The sequence below is a fragment of the Micromonospora sp. MP36 genome (genome assembly GCF_008119785.1).
Taxonomy (GTDB): Bacteria; Actinomycetota; Actinomycetes; order Mycobacteriales; family Micromonosporaceae; genus Micromonospora.
In genome coordinates, this window is record NZ_VSFA01000013.1 from 52183 (window position 1) to 68350 (window position 16168).

At 73.1% G+C, this 16168-nt stretch carries 12 protein-coding genes and 1 pseudogene; 8 read left to right on the plus strand and 5 right to left on the minus strand.

Annotated features, from left to right (window positions below; translation table 11 throughout):
• Nucleotides 1-26: 26 nt before the first annotated feature.
• Both FXF52_RS13495 and FXF52_RS13500 read right to left on the minus strand, forming a co-directional pair.
• Nucleotides 27-791, minus strand: coding sequence for a hypothetical protein (locus FXF52_RS13495; protein WP_255471900.1), 765 nt, complete (start codon nucleotides 789-791; stop codon nucleotides 27-29).
• A 141-nt stretch (nucleotides 792-932) separates the two neighbouring features.
• Nucleotides 933-1748 (minus strand): SURF1 family protein, encoded by an 816-nt coding sequence (locus tag FXF52_RS13500; RefSeq protein WP_148797214.1) that lies wholly within the window; start codon nucleotides 1746-1748, stop codon nucleotides 933-935.
• 132 nt (nucleotides 1749-1880) lie between these two features.
• Here FXF52_RS13500 and FXF52_RS13505 point away from each other — a divergent pair.
• Together FXF52_RS13505 and FXF52_RS13510 are read left to right on the plus strand one after the other, a co-directional pair.
• Nucleotides 1881-2123: pseudogene (locus FXF52_RS13505) on the plus strand (cobyrinic acid a,c-diamide synthase); the annotation flags it as partial.
• A gap of 14 nt (nucleotides 2124-2137) precedes the next feature.
• Nucleotides 2138-2695 carry a GNAT family N-acetyltransferase gene (locus FXF52_RS13510; RefSeq protein ID WP_255471901.1) on the plus strand — a complete coding sequence of 186 codons (558 nt, stop codon included), beginning with the start codon at nucleotides 2138-2140 and terminating at the stop codon, nucleotides 2693-2695.
• A 174-nt stretch (nucleotides 2696-2869) separates the two neighbouring features.
• On the opposite strand, the gene FXF52_RS13515 is transcribed toward FXF52_RS13510, so the two are convergent.
• On the minus strand, nucleotides 2870-5005 hold the full coding sequence (locus FXF52_RS13515; protein WP_148797055.1) for a transglycosylase domain-containing protein: 2136 nt from the start codon (nucleotides 5003-5005) through the stop codon (nucleotides 2870-2872).
• A 133-nt stretch (nucleotides 5006-5138) separates the two neighbouring features.
• Between FXF52_RS13515 and cobC the strand changes: the two genes are divergently transcribed.
• From cobC to cobA, 3 genes are all read left to right on the plus strand, one after another.
• Entirely contained in the window at nucleotides 5139-6239 is a 1101-nt protein-coding gene (gene cobC, locus FXF52_RS13520) for an Rv2231c family pyridoxal phosphate-dependent protein CobC (protein WP_148797058.1), read from the plus strand.
• Nucleotides 6239-7426 carry a nicotinate-nucleotide--dimethylbenzimidazole phosphoribosyltransferase gene (locus tag FXF52_RS13525; protein ID WP_148797220.1) on the plus strand — a complete coding sequence of 396 codons (1188 nt, stop codon included), beginning with the start codon at nucleotides 6239-6241 and terminating at the stop codon, nucleotides 7424-7426. The genes cobC and FXF52_RS13525 overlap by 1 nt, the downstream gene beginning before the upstream one ends.
• A 91-nt stretch (nucleotides 7427-7517) precedes the next feature.
• On the plus strand, nucleotides 7518-8759 hold the full coding sequence (gene cobA / locus FXF52_RS13530; protein WP_148797217.1) for a uroporphyrinogen-III C-methyltransferase: 1242 nt from the start codon (nucleotides 7518-7520) through the stop codon (nucleotides 8757-8759).
• A 183-nt stretch (nucleotides 8760-8942) separates the two neighbouring features.
• Here the strand turns inward: cobA and otsB are convergent, their stop codons facing one another.
• The gene (gene otsB, locus FXF52_RS13535; RefSeq protein WP_148797222.1) at nucleotides 8943-11504 is read right to left on the minus strand and encodes a trehalose-phosphatase; all 2562 of its coding nucleotides are present in this window, start codon (nucleotides 11502-11504) and stop codon (nucleotides 8943-8945) included.
• 32 nt (nucleotides 11505-11536) lie between these two features.
• Nucleotides 11537-12937: a trehalose-6-phosphate synthase gene (locus tag FXF52_RS13540; RefSeq protein WP_148797060.1), complete on the minus strand. Its 1401-nt coding sequence runs from the start codon at nucleotides 12935-12937 to the stop codon at nucleotides 11537-11539.
• 318 nt (nucleotides 12938-13255) lie between these two features.
• On the opposite strand from FXF52_RS13540, the gene ettA reads away from it, so the two are divergent.
• Genes ettA through FXF52_RS13555 form a run of 3 tightly spaced genes read left to right on the plus strand, consistent with a single transcriptional unit; the run spans nucleotide 13256 to nucleotide 16092 of the window.
• On the plus strand, nucleotides 13256-14932 hold the full coding sequence (gene ettA / locus FXF52_RS13545; protein ID WP_148797062.1) for an energy-dependent translational throttle protein EttA: 1677 nt from the start codon (nucleotides 13256-13258) through the stop codon (nucleotides 14930-14932).
• Nucleotides 14925-15368, plus strand: coding sequence for a thioesterase family protein (locus FXF52_RS13550; protein ID WP_148797065.1), 444 nt, complete (start codon nucleotides 14925-14927; stop codon nucleotides 15366-15368). The genes ettA and FXF52_RS13550 overlap by 8 nt, the downstream gene beginning before the upstream one ends.
• A gap of 55 nt (nucleotides 15369-15423) precedes the next feature.
• Nucleotides 15424-16092 (plus strand): hypothetical protein, encoded by a 669-nt coding sequence (locus FXF52_RS13555; protein ID WP_148797068.1) that lies wholly within the window; start codon nucleotides 15424-15426, stop codon nucleotides 16090-16092.
• Nucleotides 16093-16168 lie beyond the last annotated feature (76 nt).

The following is a 16168-nucleotide window of genomic DNA, read 5'->3' on the forward strand; positions in this document are numbered from 1 at the left end:
TGTGCCCGCCTCCGACGCCGTACGGGTCAGCCGAGCGACAACGAGCGGGCGTAGTTGACCTGGTTGTTGATGTGCTGCACCTGGAACTGGTCGACCACCGGGATCCGGGCCACGTACTGCTGGCCGCCGCTGGTCACCGTCACCTGCACGGTCCCGTGGTGCTTCGTCTCCTTGATCAGCAGGAAGAGCAGGCTGAACACGGTCAGGCAGAAGAAGCCGAGGATGGCGCAGACCAGCGCCCAGGTCGCCACCTTCTCCTCCTTCTGCCAGTGGTCCATCACGTGCCAGGAGGCTCCGGCCAGCGGCAGCGCGCCGACGGGCGTACGGATCACCGGCGGGGCCACCATGATCTCGCCGATCTGGACCGCGACCACGGACTGCCCGGGCGGCAGCGGCCCGACCGGCGGGGCGGGTACCGGAAGAGCCGAACCCGGGCGCGCCAGCAGCTCACCGGCCTGCGGCGCCGGCGGCGCGGAGAACTGGGCTGTGGCCGGCGGTGCGGAGAACTGGGCTGTGGCCGGGGGCGCGGAGAACTGGGCCGGAGTCGGCGGGACCGGGGCCGGCGGGGCGGCGAACCGCATGGTCGGCGGAGCATCCGGCGGGCCGGCGCTTCCCGAAGCGGAGGCCCCCGACGGCGCGGAGGCGTCCGACGGCGCGGAGGCGTCCGACGGCGCGGAGGCGCCCGGCGCGGTCGGAGCGGGGCCGGGCGGGAGCACCGGGAACTGCTCGGTGGGCGGCGCGACGGCGGGGGGCATGGCGGCCCACGGGTCGTACGTCGGCTGTGCTGGCATCGGCGGCTGGCCTGGCGGCAACGGCTTGGTGGGATCAGGGGTCACCGCGACCCCCGACGGTTGGCGATCATGGGCGGACCTTACAGCGTCGCCGATGTCCCGTGTGGCCGCCGACGGCCCGGTCCGATCAGTGGGCGTCGGTCACGCGGAGGCCGGCTCGGCGGCCCGGTCGACCGGCTTGCGCGGCTTGTCCAGGCCGGCCGCGCGCCGCGCCTCCCGGCGTGCCACCCAGCCGTAGCCGAAGAGGCTCATGGCGGCGAAGAGCCACCACTGGACCACGTACCCGAAGTTCTGCCAGTTGTTGGTGTGCCCGATCGGGACGGCCCGGAAGGCCGGGTCGGCGGCCGGGGTCTGCTGGTCGAGCAGGACGTAGCCGCCGGCCACCGGGTAGGGCAGCTGCTTGGCGATGCGGGGGATGCTGATCCGTCGGCTCTCCAGCTTGCCGTTGCGCCGGTCGACCGTGCCGCCGCCGCTCTCGCTGGCCACCACCCGGCCGGTGACCGTCACGTCCCCGCTGGGTGCCGCCGGCACCTCCGGCTGGGTGGTGGCGTCGCCGCCCGGGGCGGGCGGGATCCAGCCCCGGTCGACCAGCACGGCGGTGCCGTCGGCGAGGACCAGCGGGGTGAGCACCTCGAAGCCGACGTCTCGGCCGATCGTGCGGCCACGGACCAGGACCAGGTTCGTGGGGTCGTACCGGCCGGTGACGGTGACCCTGGACCAGGTGAGCTGCTCGGCGGGGGCCGGGCCGGTGGTGCCGGGCCCGCCGGTCGGGACGGGCAGGGCGTCGCGCAGCGGCGCGGGGGTCATGGTGGAGCCGGCGTCGATCCGCTCGTTGATCGCCGTGCGGCCCCGGTAGCGGTCCAGCTGCCAGTTGCCGAGGAACACCATCAGCACGGCCGCGACCAGGGTCAGTGCGAGATAGCCCAGCCAGCGCGGGGTCAGCAGGAACCGGTACACGTTGGCCAAGGCTACTCGTATGAGCGGCGCCACTGAGCTGCACCGGGCCGGAACCGGCCGGTCGACGGCCGCCGCGCGTCGGTCCGGGCGGGTATGGTCACGCGGGCGGAAACCACCCCAGATCAGGAGTCGATGATGATCGTGCCGCGCGTCGTGCTGAGCGCACCCTCCTCGGGGCACGGCACGGGTGCGCTCTCCCTCGGGCTGCTGGCCGCCCTCGGGGTGCGGGGGCTGGACGCGGCGGGCTTCCAGATCGGGCCGGACCAGGTGGACGCGGCGTACCTGGGGCTGGCCGCCGGGCGGCTGGGGCGGAACCTGGACCCGCGGCTGGTCGGGCCGGAGCGGATCGCTCCGCTGTTCGCGCACGGCGCGGCCGTGTGATCGGGCAGGTGGCGGTGCGCCGTTTCCCGACGCTGACCGTGTCCACCCCGCGCACGGAGGTACGCCCGCTCGTGGCGGCCGACGCCGAGGCGGTGGACGAGGTGTTCGGGGACCGGCAGACCCAGCGCTGGCTGCCGCTGGCCGACTCGTCGGGGCGGATCGACGGGCGCGCCTGGTGCACCGAGCTGGCCCGGCAGCGCCGGGACAGCGGCGACGGCGACCACTACGGGGTGGTCCGCCGGGAGGACCAGCGGGTGGTCGGCTGCCTCTGGACCCGGCGCACCGACTGGGGTGCCCGGCTGACCGAGGTGTCGTACGCGGTCGCGCCGCACGCCCGGGGCTACGGCCTGGCCGCCGAGGCGGTGGACGCGGTCGCCATCGCGCTGATCCTGGAGCACGGTTTTCACCGGGTCGAACTGCGGGTGGCGCCGGGCAACGTGGCGTCCCGGCGGGTGGCCGAGAAGGCCGGCTTCAGCTACGAGGGCCTGCTGCGCAACGCCGGCTTCGTCCGCGGCGCCCGCGTCGACCTCGAACTCTGGTCCTTCGTCGCCGCTGACCTGCGCTGACCGGGCCGGCCCGGCCCGGAACGGCGATCAAGAGGTCCGCGTCAGGATCCGCAGGTCCTGGACGCAAACCTCTTGATCAACTACCCGGGCGCACCCCCGGGCGGTCCGGCCGACGGCTCCGGGTCGGGGCGCGGCTCCAGACGCGCCGAGCCGGAGTCGTCGTGGGCTCGACGGTCAGCCGACGATCTGGTCGGACGGTGGGGTGAACTGGTGGGTGGGCTGGCCCTTGAGCGCGTCGCGCAGGGTGGTCGCCACCGCGTCCACGGGCACCTGGGAGAGCCCGTCACCCACCGCGTTGAACGGGTTGTCCGGGTCGGCGATGAAGCTCGCCGCGGCCAGCTCCGGGGTGTAGCCGACGAACCAGGCGGACCGGGTGCTGTCGGTGGTACCCGTCTTGCCGGCGACCGGGCGGCCGACCGTGCCCCGGACGCTGTCGGCGGTGGACCAGCCGCCGCAGCCGCCCTTGGCCGGGGTGTCACCGGTCGGACAGCGGGCGGCGTCGGTGGCGGCCCGGGCCGCGTCCGCGCTGACCACCTGCCGGCAGCGCGGCTTGGCGACCTCCCGCTCCACCCCGCCGGCGGTCTTGTACATGGCCGGCGTGCCGTCGCGGTTGAAGATCGCGTTGACCGGGATCGCCTCGCAGTACCGGCCGTCCGCGGCCACCGCGGCGTACGCGTTCGCCATCTCCAGCGGGGTGGCGTCGGAGACGCCCAGGGTGAACGCGCCCCACTTGTTCGCCTTGTCCGGCGAGGCGTGGTCGCGGTCCACGTCGGTACGCCAGCGCAGCCCGAGCTGCTCGGCCAGGCGCACCCCCTTCTCCGCGCCGACCTTCTCCTCCAACTGCACGAAGAAGGTGTTCACCGACTTGCCGAAGCCGGACCACATGGTCTGCACGCCGGTCATCGCGCCGCTGGCGTTGACCGGGGCCCACCCGTCGTAGATGGCCGACTGGTACTTGAACGGCGAGTTGATGGTGTCGGAGAGCTTCGTCCCGGAGTTGAGCGCGGCGAGCATCGTGAACATCTTGAACGTCGATCCGGCCTGGTAGCCGGGGAGCGTGCCCCCGCCGAGCAGCGGCGCCACGGTGTTCGGATAGTTCGCCTTGACGTTCGGGCCGGCCTCCGGGTTGGAGCTGTTCGGGTTCTCGCTCAGGTCGAGCGAGTAGGTGCGGTTCACCGCCATCGCCTTGATCCGTCCGGTGCCCGGCTCGGCGACCACGATGCCGTTGGCGAACGGGCTGCCGGTGCCGTCCTTCGCGCCCACGTTCTTCTCCGCCGCCTCCTGGATCTTCGGGTCGAGGGCGAGCACGATCCGGTAGCCGCCCCGGCGCAGCTTGTCCATCCGTTCCAGCCGGTTGTTGCCGAACGCGGGCTGCGAGCTCCACCAGTTCTTCAGGTAGTCGCAGTAGAAGCCCCAGGTCGTCCGGTACTTCTCCAGGAGCGCGGCGCAGTCGTTCGGCGGGTTGGTCAGCCGCAGCCGGATCGGCTCGGCCTTGGCCCGGGCGACCGCGTCGGGCGACAGGTAGCCGAGCCGCGACATGTTGTCGAGCACGTAGTTGCGCCGGCCGGTGGCGTCCTTCTGGTCGGAGGTGATCGGGTCGTACTCCGATGGGGACTTCACCAGGCCGGCCAGGGTGGCCGCCTCGGCCGGGGTGAGCGTGGCCGGGGTCTTGGAGAAGAAGATCTGCGCGGCCGCGTAGATCCCGTACGCCCGGTGGCCGAAGTAGGCCGAGTTGAGGTACCGCTCCATGATCTGTTCTTTGCTGAGGTGCTTCTCGATGTCCAGCGCCATGCGCATTTCCTTGACCTTGCGCAGGCTGGTCTGCTGGGTGGCTTCCTGGACCTCCTTCGGGGTCTTGGCGCTGTCCCGCAGGGCCATCCGGACGTACTGCATGGTGAGGGTCGAGGCGCCCTGGGAGACGCCGCCGGAGCGGGAGTTGGCGACGAAGGCGCGGGCCACGCCCTTCGGGTCGACGCCGTGGTGCTGGTAGAAGCGGTTGTCCTCGGCGGCGACGATCGCCTGCTGCACGTTCGGCGAGATGTCCTGGATCTTGGTGTACTGCCGGTACTCCTCGTAGAACATCGTCAGCACGGTCTTGCCGTCCGGTGCGTAGAGGTACGAGGTCTCGGCGGGTAGCGCGGTCTTCAGGATGTTGGTCTTCTGCTCCACTGCGTGTGCGGTGGCCTTGGCGCCGATGCCGGTGAGGGCGGCGAGCGGGAACGCCGCGGCGGCGATCACGAGGCCGGCGATCAGCCCGGCGCGGAGGAGGAGAACGGCACGACCAGCGGAGGCACGGGGTCGGTTGCTCACGAGGTCAAGCTATGACATTTCCGATTCGGAAATGAGAAAAATTCATAAACGGGCGAGTGGGTCGCGCGGTGGTGACGCGGCCCACGCCGGGATCCGCTGTCCCGGGCGACGGCTTCCCGGCAGGATCGCGGACATGCGTGCTCAGCTGACCGGAACGCCCGCCGCCGGGCCGGGAGCGGACCCGCGGGACGAGCCCGACCTCGGGCACCACGGGGACGCCGAGGTGGCCCCCGGGCTGGTCGACCTGGCCGTCAACGTCCGCCGCGCGCCGATGCCCGACTGGCTGGCCGACCCGCTGGTCGCGGCGCTGGGCGAGCTGGCCGCGTACCCCGACCCCGGTCCGGCCCGGGCCGCCGTCGCCGCCCGGCACGGGCGTACCCCGGAGGAGGTACTGCTCACCGCCGGCGCGGCGGAGGGCTTCGTGCTGATCGCCCGGGCGTTGCGCGACGCCCGGCGACCGGTGGTGGTGCACCCGCAGTTCACCGAGCCGGAGGCCGCGCTGCGGGCCGCCGGGCACGCCGTCGAGCGGGTGCTGCTCGACCCGGCCGACGACTTCCGGCTCGACCCAGCCCGGGTGCCCGCCGACGCCGACCTGGTGCTGCTCGGCAACCCCACCAACCCGACCTCGGTGCTGCACCCCGCCGCGCAGCTCGCCGCGTTGGCCCGCCCCGGCCGGGTGCTCGTGGTCGACGAGGCGTTCGCCGACACCACCGTCGCTCCCGGCGTGGCCGGCGAGCCCGAGTCCCTGGCGACCCGCCGCGACCTGCCCGGCCTCGTGGTGGTCCGCAGCCTCACCAAGACCTGGGGGCTGGCCGGCCTGCGGGTCGGCTACCTGCTCGGCGAGCCGGCGCTGCTGGCCCGGTTCGCTGCCGCCCAGCCGCTGTGGGCGGTCTCCACCCCGGCGCTCGCCGCCGCCACCGCCTGCGCGTCCCCGGCCGCCGTCGCGGCCGAGCGCGCCATCGCCGCCGGGCTCGCCGCCGACCGCGAGCACCTCGTGGCCCGCCTGTCCGGCCTGCCCGGGGTACGCGTCGCGGGCCGCCCGGCCAGCGCGTTCGTCCTGATCCACCGGCCCGGCGCCGCGGCGGTGCGGGAGCGGCTGCGGGAGCGTGGCTGGGCGGTACGCCGGGGCGACACCTTCCCCGGGCTCGGCCCGGACTGGCTGCGGATCGCGGTGCGCGATCCGGCGACGACCGACGCGTTCACCGATGTGCTGGCGGAGATCCTGGAGGAATGATGCTGGAGTCCACCGTGGCGGCGATTCGGCCGCTCGACGAGACCGCCATGGCGGCGGCCCGCGAGCTGCAGGGCCGGCTGACCAAGCCCGCCGGCTCGCTGGGCGCCCTGGAGCCCCTCTCCGTACGCCTCGCCGGGCTGGCCGGTGCCTGCCCGCCGCCGCTGCCCGAGCCGGCCGCGGTGGCCATCTTCGCCGGTGACCACGGCGTGCACGCCCAGGGCGTGACCCCGTGGCCGCAGGAGGTCACCGCGCAGATGATCGGCAACTTCCTGGCCGGCGGCGCGGTGGTCAACGCGTTCGCCCGGCAGGCCGGCGCCTCGGTCACCGTGGTCGACGTCGGCGTGGCCACCCCGCTCCCGATCGACCCGGCGGCCGACAGCTCCAGGTCGCAGCGCGGCGTCAGACCGGCCTTCATTCGGTCCGGAGCGGCGCCTAGCGGCGCGGAGGCCGAATTATGGCCGCCAGCCGAGCTGGAGTTGTCGCCCGGCACCGACCCGGCCGGACCCCGGCTGGTCGCGGCGAGCGTCCGCCCCGGCACCCGGGACATGACGGTGACCGCCGCGCTCACCCGGGACGAGGCGCGGGCGGCGGTGGAGACCGGCATCCGGATCGCCGGGGAACTCGTCGACGCCGGGGCGGGCATCCTGCTGACCGGCGACATGGGCATCGGCAACACCACCCCGGCCGCCGCGCTGGTCGCCTCGTTCACCGGGGCCGACCCGGCCGAGGTGACCGGGCGGGGCACCGGAGTGGACGACGGGACGTACGCGCGGAAGGTCGACGTGGTGCGGGCCGCGCTCGACCGGCACGCGCCGGACCCGGCCGATCCGCTCGGCGTGCTGGCCGCGGTCGGCGGGCTGGAACACGCCGCGCTGGCGGGGCTGATCCTGGGCGCCGCCGCGCGCCGGGTGCCGGTGCTGCTGGACGGGGTGATCGCGGTCAGCGCCGCGCTGGCCGCCGCCGCGTTCGCGCCGGACGCGGTCGGGGCGATGGTCGCCGGGCACCGCTCCGCCGAGCCGGGCGCCACGGCGGCCCTGCGGCAGCTCGGCCTCGACCCGCTGATCGACCTCGGGCTGCGGCTCGGGGAGGGCACCGGCGCGCTGCTCGCGCTCCCCGTGGTGACCGGCGCGGTCCGGGTGCTGCACGAGGTCGCCACCTTCGACTCGGCGGGCGTGGCCGAGAAGTGAGCGAGCGGAGCGAGCGAACCATTCGGCTCAGCAGCGTGGCGCGTCGCGCCGCCGCCGAGCGGAGCGAGGTGGCGGCGTGAGCGAGCGAACCATTCGGCCCAGCGGCGGCAACCCGTATCCCCTCGGGCTCCGGCTGGCCGGCCGCCGGGTCGTCGTGGTGGGTGGGGGCGCGGTGGCCACCCGGCGGGTGCCCGCGCTGCTCGACGCCGGCGCGGACGTGCTGCTGGTCGCGCCGGAACTCACCCCGGCGCTGCGGGCGCACGCCGACGCGGGCCGGCTGCACTGGGAGCCGCGTCGTTTCGTCCCCGCCGACCTGGACGGCGCCTGGCTGGTCCAGGTGGCCGTCGACGACCCGGCCGCCGCGGCCGCGGTCAGCGCCGCCGCCGCCGAGCGCCGGATCTTCTGCGTACGCGCCGACGACCGGGCGGCGGCCACCGCGTGGACTCCCGCGGTCACCCGGCACGGCCCGGTCACGGTGGCCGTGCTCGGCGGCGGTGACCCCCGCCGTGCGATGACCGTCCGCGACGCCGTCCGCGACCTGCTGGGTGCACGGCAGGGCCCCCTCCTGACGTCTCCGGTACTGGAGGAGGGGCCCCCTGTCGACACCGCTGGGCGGGTGGCGCTGGTCGGCGCGGGGCCGGGCGACCCGGAGCTGATCACCGTGAAGGGATGGCGGCTGCTCACCGAAGCGGACGTGGTGGTCGCCGACCGGCTGGTGCCCGGGCTGCTCCTTGACGAGCTGCGCTCCGACGTCGAGCTGGTCGACGCCTCGAAGATCCCGTACGGGCCGTCCCGCGCGCAGGAGGAGATCAACCGGATCCTGGTGGACCGGGCCCGGGCCGGGAAGTTCGTGGTCCGGCTCAAGGGCGGCGATCCGTACGTCTTCGGCCGGGGCGGGGAGGAGCTGCTGGCCTGCGCCGAGGCGGGCGTGCCGGTGACCGTGGTGCCCGGGGTGACCAGCGCGGTCGCCGTGCCCGCGGTGGCCGGTGTCCCGGTCACCCACCGGGCGGTGGCGCACGAGTTCACCGTGGTCTCCGGGCACGTGGCACCCGACTCGCCGGCCTCGCTGGTCCGCTGGGAGGCCCTGGCCGGCCTGCGCGGCACCCTGGTGGTCCTGATGGGCCTGAAGAATCTTCCCGCGATCAGCGCGACCCTGGTGGCCCACGGCCGCCCGGCCGACACCCCGGTGGCCGTGGTCCAGGAAGGCACCACCAGCGGCCAGCGCACCCTCCGCTCGACGCTCGGCGCGGTGGCGGCCGACGTGGTCGAGGCAGGCATCCACCCACCCGCCATCGTCGTCATCGGCGACGTGGTGGGGGCGCTCGACGTCTGACCCCTTGTCCGGGTCGTCCGGTTTCCGGGGAGCCCACCCCGCTCCAGGCGGTCAGGCTTGATCCTTCCGCGGGGCGGGCTCCCCGGAAACCTGTCGTGGGTGGGGGCCATCCGTCGCTGAGGGGGAACAGTAAAACGGGCGGCCGGAGACTTTCGTCTCCGGCCGCCGGTGGTGCTGGTCAGGTCACTGCTTGAGCATGTTGTCGAGCAGCAGGGCGCAGCGGATCAGGCCGAGGTGGCTGTACGCCTGCGGGTGGTTGCCCAGGCCGCGCTCGGCGAGCGGGTCGTACTGCTCCGGGAGCAGTCCGGTCGGACCCGCCGTGTCGATCATCTGGACGAACAGCTCCTCCGCGTCGATGCGCCGGCCGGTGCGCAGGTACGCCTCGACCAGCCACGCCGTGCAGATGTGGAAGCCGCCCTCCCGGCCGGGCAGGCCGTCGTCCCAGTGGTACCGGTAAACGACCGGGCCGCTCCGCAGGTCCGCCTCGATCTTGAGCACGGTGGAGAGGAAGCGCGGGTCGTCGCCCGGGAGCAGCCCGGACAGGCCGATCCACAGCGACGAGGCGTCCATGTCCTCGTGCCCGTACGCGACGCTGTACGCCTCGGCCACCTCGTGCCAGCCGTACTCCAGCACGTTGGCGGCGATCCGGTCGCGCAGCTCCACCCACTCCGGCCGGTCCTCGTGGCCGTGCTGCCGGACCACGTGCAGCGCCCGGTCGACGGTCATCCAGCACATGACCTTCGAGAAGATGTGGTGCCGCGGGGGGAGGCGAGCCTCCCAGATGCCGTGGTCGGGCTCGTGCCAGCGGCGGCGGACCGCCTCGACCATGTTGTCCAGCACCCGCCACTCGTCCTCACGGACCGAGCCCCGCGCGTCGGCGACCGCCGCGATCAGGTCGGCGATCGGGCCGAAGACGTCGAGCTGCAGCTGGTGGTTGGCCAGGTTGCCGACCCGGACCGGCCGGGAGCCGGCGTACCCGGGCAGGGTGTCGATGACCGCCTCGGCGCCCAGCTCGTACCCGTCGACGGTGTAGAGCGGGTGCAGCCGCTCCGGGTGCCCGCCGGTGCGTTCGACCACGCCGTCGATCCAGCGCAGCAGCGCCTCCGCCTCCTCGGTCGAGCCGAGGTCGACCAGCGCCCGGGCCGTCATCGACGCGTCCCGCAGCCAGCAGTAGCGGTAGTCCCAGTTCCGGACGCCGCCCAGCTCCTCGGGGAGCGAGGTGGTTGCCGCGGCGAGGATCGAGCCGCTGGGCTCGTGGCAGAGCGCGCGCAGGGTGAGCGCGCTGCGGGCGACCAGGTCCCGGGCGGTGTTGGGCAGCCGCAGCCCGGCCACCCAGTCCTTCCAGGGCTGCTCGGCGGCGGCCTGCCGCTCGTGGATCGGCACCGTGTGGTGCTCCAGGCTCTGGGTGCCGAAGCGCAGCTCCAGCACGATCTGCCCGCCGAGGGCGGAGAGGTCGACCACGGCCTTCGCGGTCTCGTTCACCCCGTCGCTGGTGACGTCCCACGTCACGCCCGGGGAGTAGAGCGCGATCGGCTCGTTGGAGCCGAGCACCAGCAGGCCGTCGTCGATCGGCTGCAACTGCACCGCTACCTGGCCGAACTCGGGCCGGGGGGCGAAGTCCACCCGGGCCCGCCCCGTGCCGGTGAGCACCCGGACCAGCGTCGAGTCGCCGCTGACGACGGCCGGGCCGTCCGGGGTGGTCTCCGTCGCCGGCACGTCCAGCCAGTCGGTGACGGTCAGCCCCGACCACCGGGTCTCCACGGTCATGGTGCCGCTGCGGTAGCGCTGACCGAGCGGGATGCCGCCGCGCTCCGGCGAGATGCTGAAGTGCCCGGCCGGGCTGCCGCCCACCAGGTCGGCGAAGATCGCCGCCGAGTCCGGCTTCGGGTGGCACAGCCAGGTGATCTTGGCGTCCGGGGTGAGCAGCGCGACCGTGCGGCCGTTGGCCAGCATCGAGTGCCGTTCGATCGGCACCGCGCGCTCGCCGAAGAGCCAGTGCCGGCGGGTCTCCAGCAGCAGGCCCAGCGCCCGGGCCGCCTCGATCGGCTCGGCCACCCGGTAGTCGGCCTGGGTGTCGCCGGGGCCGATCTTGATGCCGACGTCCGGGCCGTGCAGGTTGCCGAAGGCGTTCTCGTCGGTGACGTCGTCGCCGATGAAGAGCACCGCGCTCGCCGCGAGCTGGGTGCGGAGCTGGTCGACGGCGGTGCCCTTGTGGGTGGCCACCACCGACAGCTCGATGACCTCCTTGCCCTGGGTGACGGTCACCTCGTCCCAGGTGGCCGGGCCGCTGCGGACCGCCTCGACGGCCGAGGCGGCCACCTGCGGGTCCACCCCGCGGGTGTGCACCGCGACGCTGGCCGGCTTGCGCTCCAGCCGTACGCCCGGGTGCTCGGCGGCGATCTGGCGCAGCGCGTCCCGCAGCCGGGTGCGTACCGCGATCAGCTCGGGGGAGAGCCGTTCGACGAAGCCGATGTCGAACTCCGAGCCGTGACTGCCGACCAGGTGCACCTCACTGGGCAGCCGGGAGAGCGTGGCCAGGTCGCGCAGCGCACGCCCGGAGACCACCGCGACGGTGGTCTGCGGCAGCGAGGCGAGCGCGCGGACCGCGGCCACCGACTCGGGCAGCGGCACGGCCTTGCTCGGGTCGTCGACGATCGGGGCCAAGGTGCCGTCGTAGTCGCAGGCGACCAGGAGTTGCGGCACCCGGGCGATCCGGCCGATGGCGGCACGCAGCTCGGGATCCATCACCCCGGCCGGGGCGGTGGTGGTGGGGAAGTTCACGCCGCCTCCGCATCGGGCACGCCGAGTTCGGTCAGGAACGACTTGGCCCAGTGGCCCACGTCGTGGGTGCGCAGATGGCGCTGCATTATCCGCATCCGGCGGCGGGCCTCGGGTTTCTCGACGTGCACGGCGCGCAGCAGCGCGTCCTTGACCGCGTCGGGGTCGTGGGGGTTACACAGGAACGCCTGGCGCAGCTCGGTCGCGGCGCCGGCGAACTCACTGAGCACGAGCGCGCCGCCCTGGTCGGCGCGCGATGCGACGTACTCCTTGGCCACCAGATTCATTCCGTCTCGCAGCGGGGTCACCATCATCACGTCTGCCGCGACGTACATCGCGGCAAGTTCGGAGCGACTGTACGACTGATGCAGATAATGCACCGCCGGTAGGCCGACCCGTCCGAATTCACCGTTAATCCTGCCCACCTCGCGCTCGACCTTCACTCGAAGCGCCTGGTAGTGCTCCACGCGCTCCCGGCTCGGGGTGGCGACCTGCACCATGACCGCGTCGGGAACTGTCAGCTTCCCGTCAGCCAGGAGTTCGCGGAAGGCCTTGAGCCGCAGCTCGATGCCCTTGGTGTAGTCCAGCCGGTCGACGCCCAGGACGATCGTCCTCGGGTTGCCCAGCTCCTCACGGATCTGCTTGGCGCGGGCCTGGATCGCCGGGTCCTCGGCCAGCCGCTCCATCTCCCGGGTGTCGATGGAGATCGGGAAGGCGCCGGCCTTCACCTGCCGGCCGTCGACCTGGATCATCTGCCCCTCGTAGCGCAGGCCGAGCAGGTGCCGGGCGAGCCGGACGAAGTTCTGCGCGGCCAGCCGCTGCTGGAAGCCGACCAGGTCGGCGCCGAGCAGGCCGCGCAGGACCTCGGTCCGGAACGGCATCTGCATGAACAGCTCGATCGGCGGGAACGGGATGTGCAGGAAGAACCCGATCCGCAGGTCCGGCCGCAGCTCCCGGAGCATCGCCGGGACCAGCTGGAGCTGGTAGTCCTGCACCCAGACCGTCGCGCCCTCGGCCGCGACCTCCGCCGCGGCCTCCGCGAACCGGGCGTTGACCAGCCGGTACGTCTCCCGCCAGCGGCGCTTGTAGACCGGGGTCTCCACCGCGTCGTGGTAGAGCGGCCAGATCGTCGCGTTGGACTGGCCTTCGTAGTAGCGCTCCAGTTCCTCGGCGCTCAGCGGCACCGGATGCAGCCGGATGCCCTCCAGGTCGAACGGCTCCGGCGCGGCCCCGGTGCCGCCCGCCCACCCGACCCAGGTGCCCTGGTGGTCGGCGAGGACCGGATGCAGCGCGGTGACCAGCCCCCCGGGGCTCCGCCGCCACTGCCGTCCTTCGGGTGTGCTCACCTCGTCGACCGGCAGTCGGTTCGCCACTACGACAAAGGAGCTACGGACGGTCACGATCGGCCACCTCCGGGTGCTGACGGGTCCACCGCGATGAGCGTACTGAGCGTAGCTGCGGCTTCTGTTCCCCCGTGCCGGAGTCACCTACCCGTCCCACGCCCGCAGAACCCCTTTACGTGATCTTGCCAACATCGGTCACCGATCGGGGCCCGTCGCGTACCTCCCCGGCGGGGTGATGTGGGCGGACCGGGCCGTACCTGTCAGGATTGAGGGCGGCGTGCGCGTGGCCGGCTCCCGGCCGGCGGCGGCGGGCGGAGTTTCCGGCCCGCGCCCGTGCCCGCGACCCAGACGCAATCGACGGAGGTAGCCCGCACCGTGGCCCAATTCATCTACGTCCTGGAAAAGGCGCGCAAGGCGCACGGCGACAAGGTCGTGCTCGACAACGTGACGCTGAACTTCCTGCCGGGGGCCAAGATCGGTGTGGTCGGTCCGAACGGCGCCGGTAAGTCCAGCCTCCTCAAGATCATGGCAGGCTGGGACCAGCCGAGCAACGGCGAGGCCCGGCTGATGCCGGGCTACACCGTCGGCATGCTGGCGCAGGAACCGCCGCTGAACGACACCAAGACCGTCCTCGGCAACATCGAGGAGGCGGTCGCCGAGACCAAGGCTAAGCTGGAGCGGTTCAACAAGATCGCCGAGCAGATGGCCACCGACTACTCCGACGAGCTGATGGAGGAGATGGGCCGGCTCCAGGAGGAGCTGGACCACGCCGACGCCTGGGACATCGACTCCAAGCTCGAGCTGGCGATGGACGCGCTGCGCTGCCCGCCGCCGGACGCCGACGTCACCCAGCTCTCCGGTGGTGAGCGCCGCCGGGTGGCGCTGTGCAAGCTGCTGTTGGAGGCGCCGGACCTGCTGCTGCTCGACGAGCCCACCAACCACCTGGACGCGGAGAGCGTGCAGTGGCTGGAGCAGCACCTGGCCAAGTACGCCGGCACTGTGATCGCCATCACCCACGACCGGTACTTCCTCGACAACGTGGCCGGCTGGATCCTCGAACTGGACCGGGGCCGGGCCATCGGCTACGAGGGCAACTACTCCACCTACCTGGAGAAGAAGGCGGCCCGGATGGCCGTCGAGGGCCGCCGTGACGCCAAGATGAAGAAGCGCCTCGACGAGGAGCTGGAGTGGGTCCGCTCCAACGCGAAGGCCCGCCAGACCAAGTCCAAGGCCCGCCTGGACCGCTACGAGGAGATGGCGACCGCGGCGGAGCAGACCCGGAAGCTGGACTTCGAGGAGATCCAGATCCCGCCGGGTCCGCGCCTCGGCAGCACGGTCATCGAGGTCAACGACCTCACCAAGGCGTTCGGCGACCGGGTGCTGATCGACGGCCTCAGCTTCTCGCTGCCGCGCAACGGCATCGTCGGCGTGATCGGCCCGAACGGCGTCGGCAAGACCACCCTGTTCAAGACGATCGTCGGGCTGGAGGAGCCGACCACCGGCTCGGTCAAGGTCGGCGACACCGTCTCGCTGTCGTACGTCGACCAGAGCCGGGCGGGTCTGGCCGGCGACAAGACGGTCTGGGAGACGGTGTCCGACGGGCTGGACCACCTGCTGGTCGGCAAGGTCGAGATGCCGTCCCGGGCGTACATCGCCGCGTTCGGGTTCAAGGGGCCGGACCAGCAGAAGCCGACCAAGGTGCTCTCCGGCGGCGAGCGGAACCGGCTCAACCTGGCGCTGACCCTGAAGATCGGCGGCAACGTCATCCTGCTCGACGAGCCGACCAACGACCTGGACGTGGAGACCCTCGGCAGCCTGGAGAACGCGCTGCTGGAGTTCCCCGGCTGCGCCGTGGTCATCTCCCACGACCGGATGTTCCTGGACCGGGTCGCCACGCACATCCTGGCCTGGGAGGGTGACGACCAGAACCCGGCCAAGTGGTTCTGGTTCGAGGGCAACTTCGAGGCGTACGAGAAGAACAAGATCGACCGGCTCGGTGCCGAGGCCGCCCGTCCGCACCGGGTGACCTACCGCAAGCTCACCCGTGACTGACCGCTTCGTCTACCACTGCACGCTGCGCTGGTCCGACCTGGACGCGTACGGGCACGTCAACAACTCGCGCTTCCTCACGCTCTACGAGGAGGCGCGGGTGGCGATGATGTTCGCCGGCGGCCGGGCGTGGGGGATGGGCTCGTTCGCCGACGGGGTCGTCATCCGCCGGCACGAGGTCGACTACCTGCGCCCGGTCGACTACGCGCTGGGTCGGGCCAGCGCGGAGGCCGCGCCGACGGTCCGGATCGAGCTCTGGGTGGAGGAGATCCGGGCCGCCTCGTTCACCGTCGCCTACGAGCTGTACGACGGCGAGGTGCTGGCCAGTCGAGCCCGGTCCGTGCTCGTCCCGTTCGACCTGGCGGCGCAGCGGCCCCGCCGGATCTCCTCGGACGAGCGGGCCTTCCTGCTCCGGTACGCGCCCGGGGTCGTCCCGTGAGCGCGAGGAGTGAGCCGGGTTTGCGAGCCCCGCAGTCGCGAACTGAGGTGGCCCCGTGAGCGGGTCGGGGGCGCGACACGGGCTGGACGGGGTGGCCGACGCGGGGGCCTTCCTGGCCCGGCTGGTCCGGCTGGACCCGGCCGCCCTGGTCCGGCTCCGGCCGGTGGCCGGCGTCGGCCGTACCGCCCTCTGGGCCCGGCTGCCGTGGGGCGTCCTGGTGGTCCGGACGGTCACCGGGACGGCTCCGGGTGACGTCACCGTCGCGGCCGGGGAGTTGCTGGCCGAGTTGTCGTCCGGGGGCTCGGGGCTGCCCCGGCGCCGCGACGACGGCTGGCGTTGGCCGCTGCCGCCGCCGGCCAGCAGGGCGGTGGAGACCCTGCCCGCCGAGGACGTACGCCGGATCGCCGCCGCGGCGGCCGGGACGCTGCGCGAGGCGGCCACGCACGGCGTGGCGGGCCGCGCGGTGGGGCAACGGGCGCTGCGGGACGCGTTGCTGGACCACGTCGCCGTGGTGGTGACCCCGGACGACCTGCCGGACGCGCCGGTCGAGGTGCCGCAGCGGTTGGTGCAGGGGCTGGTCCGGATGGGCTTCGTCGGCACCGGCGACGTCCAGGTACGTGTCGCCGGCCGTTGGGTCGGTCTGGTCGGACCGTACGGAGCTGCCTGGTCGCAGAAGGTGGCGGAGCTGAGCCTTACGCCCACTATTACTCATCCGAAAGTATGACCACACCTCATCCTTCCGGTTTGGTGCGTCCGTTGGGGGGATGCCTCAGCCCGGCTGTCCGGGTACCGTCCATGCT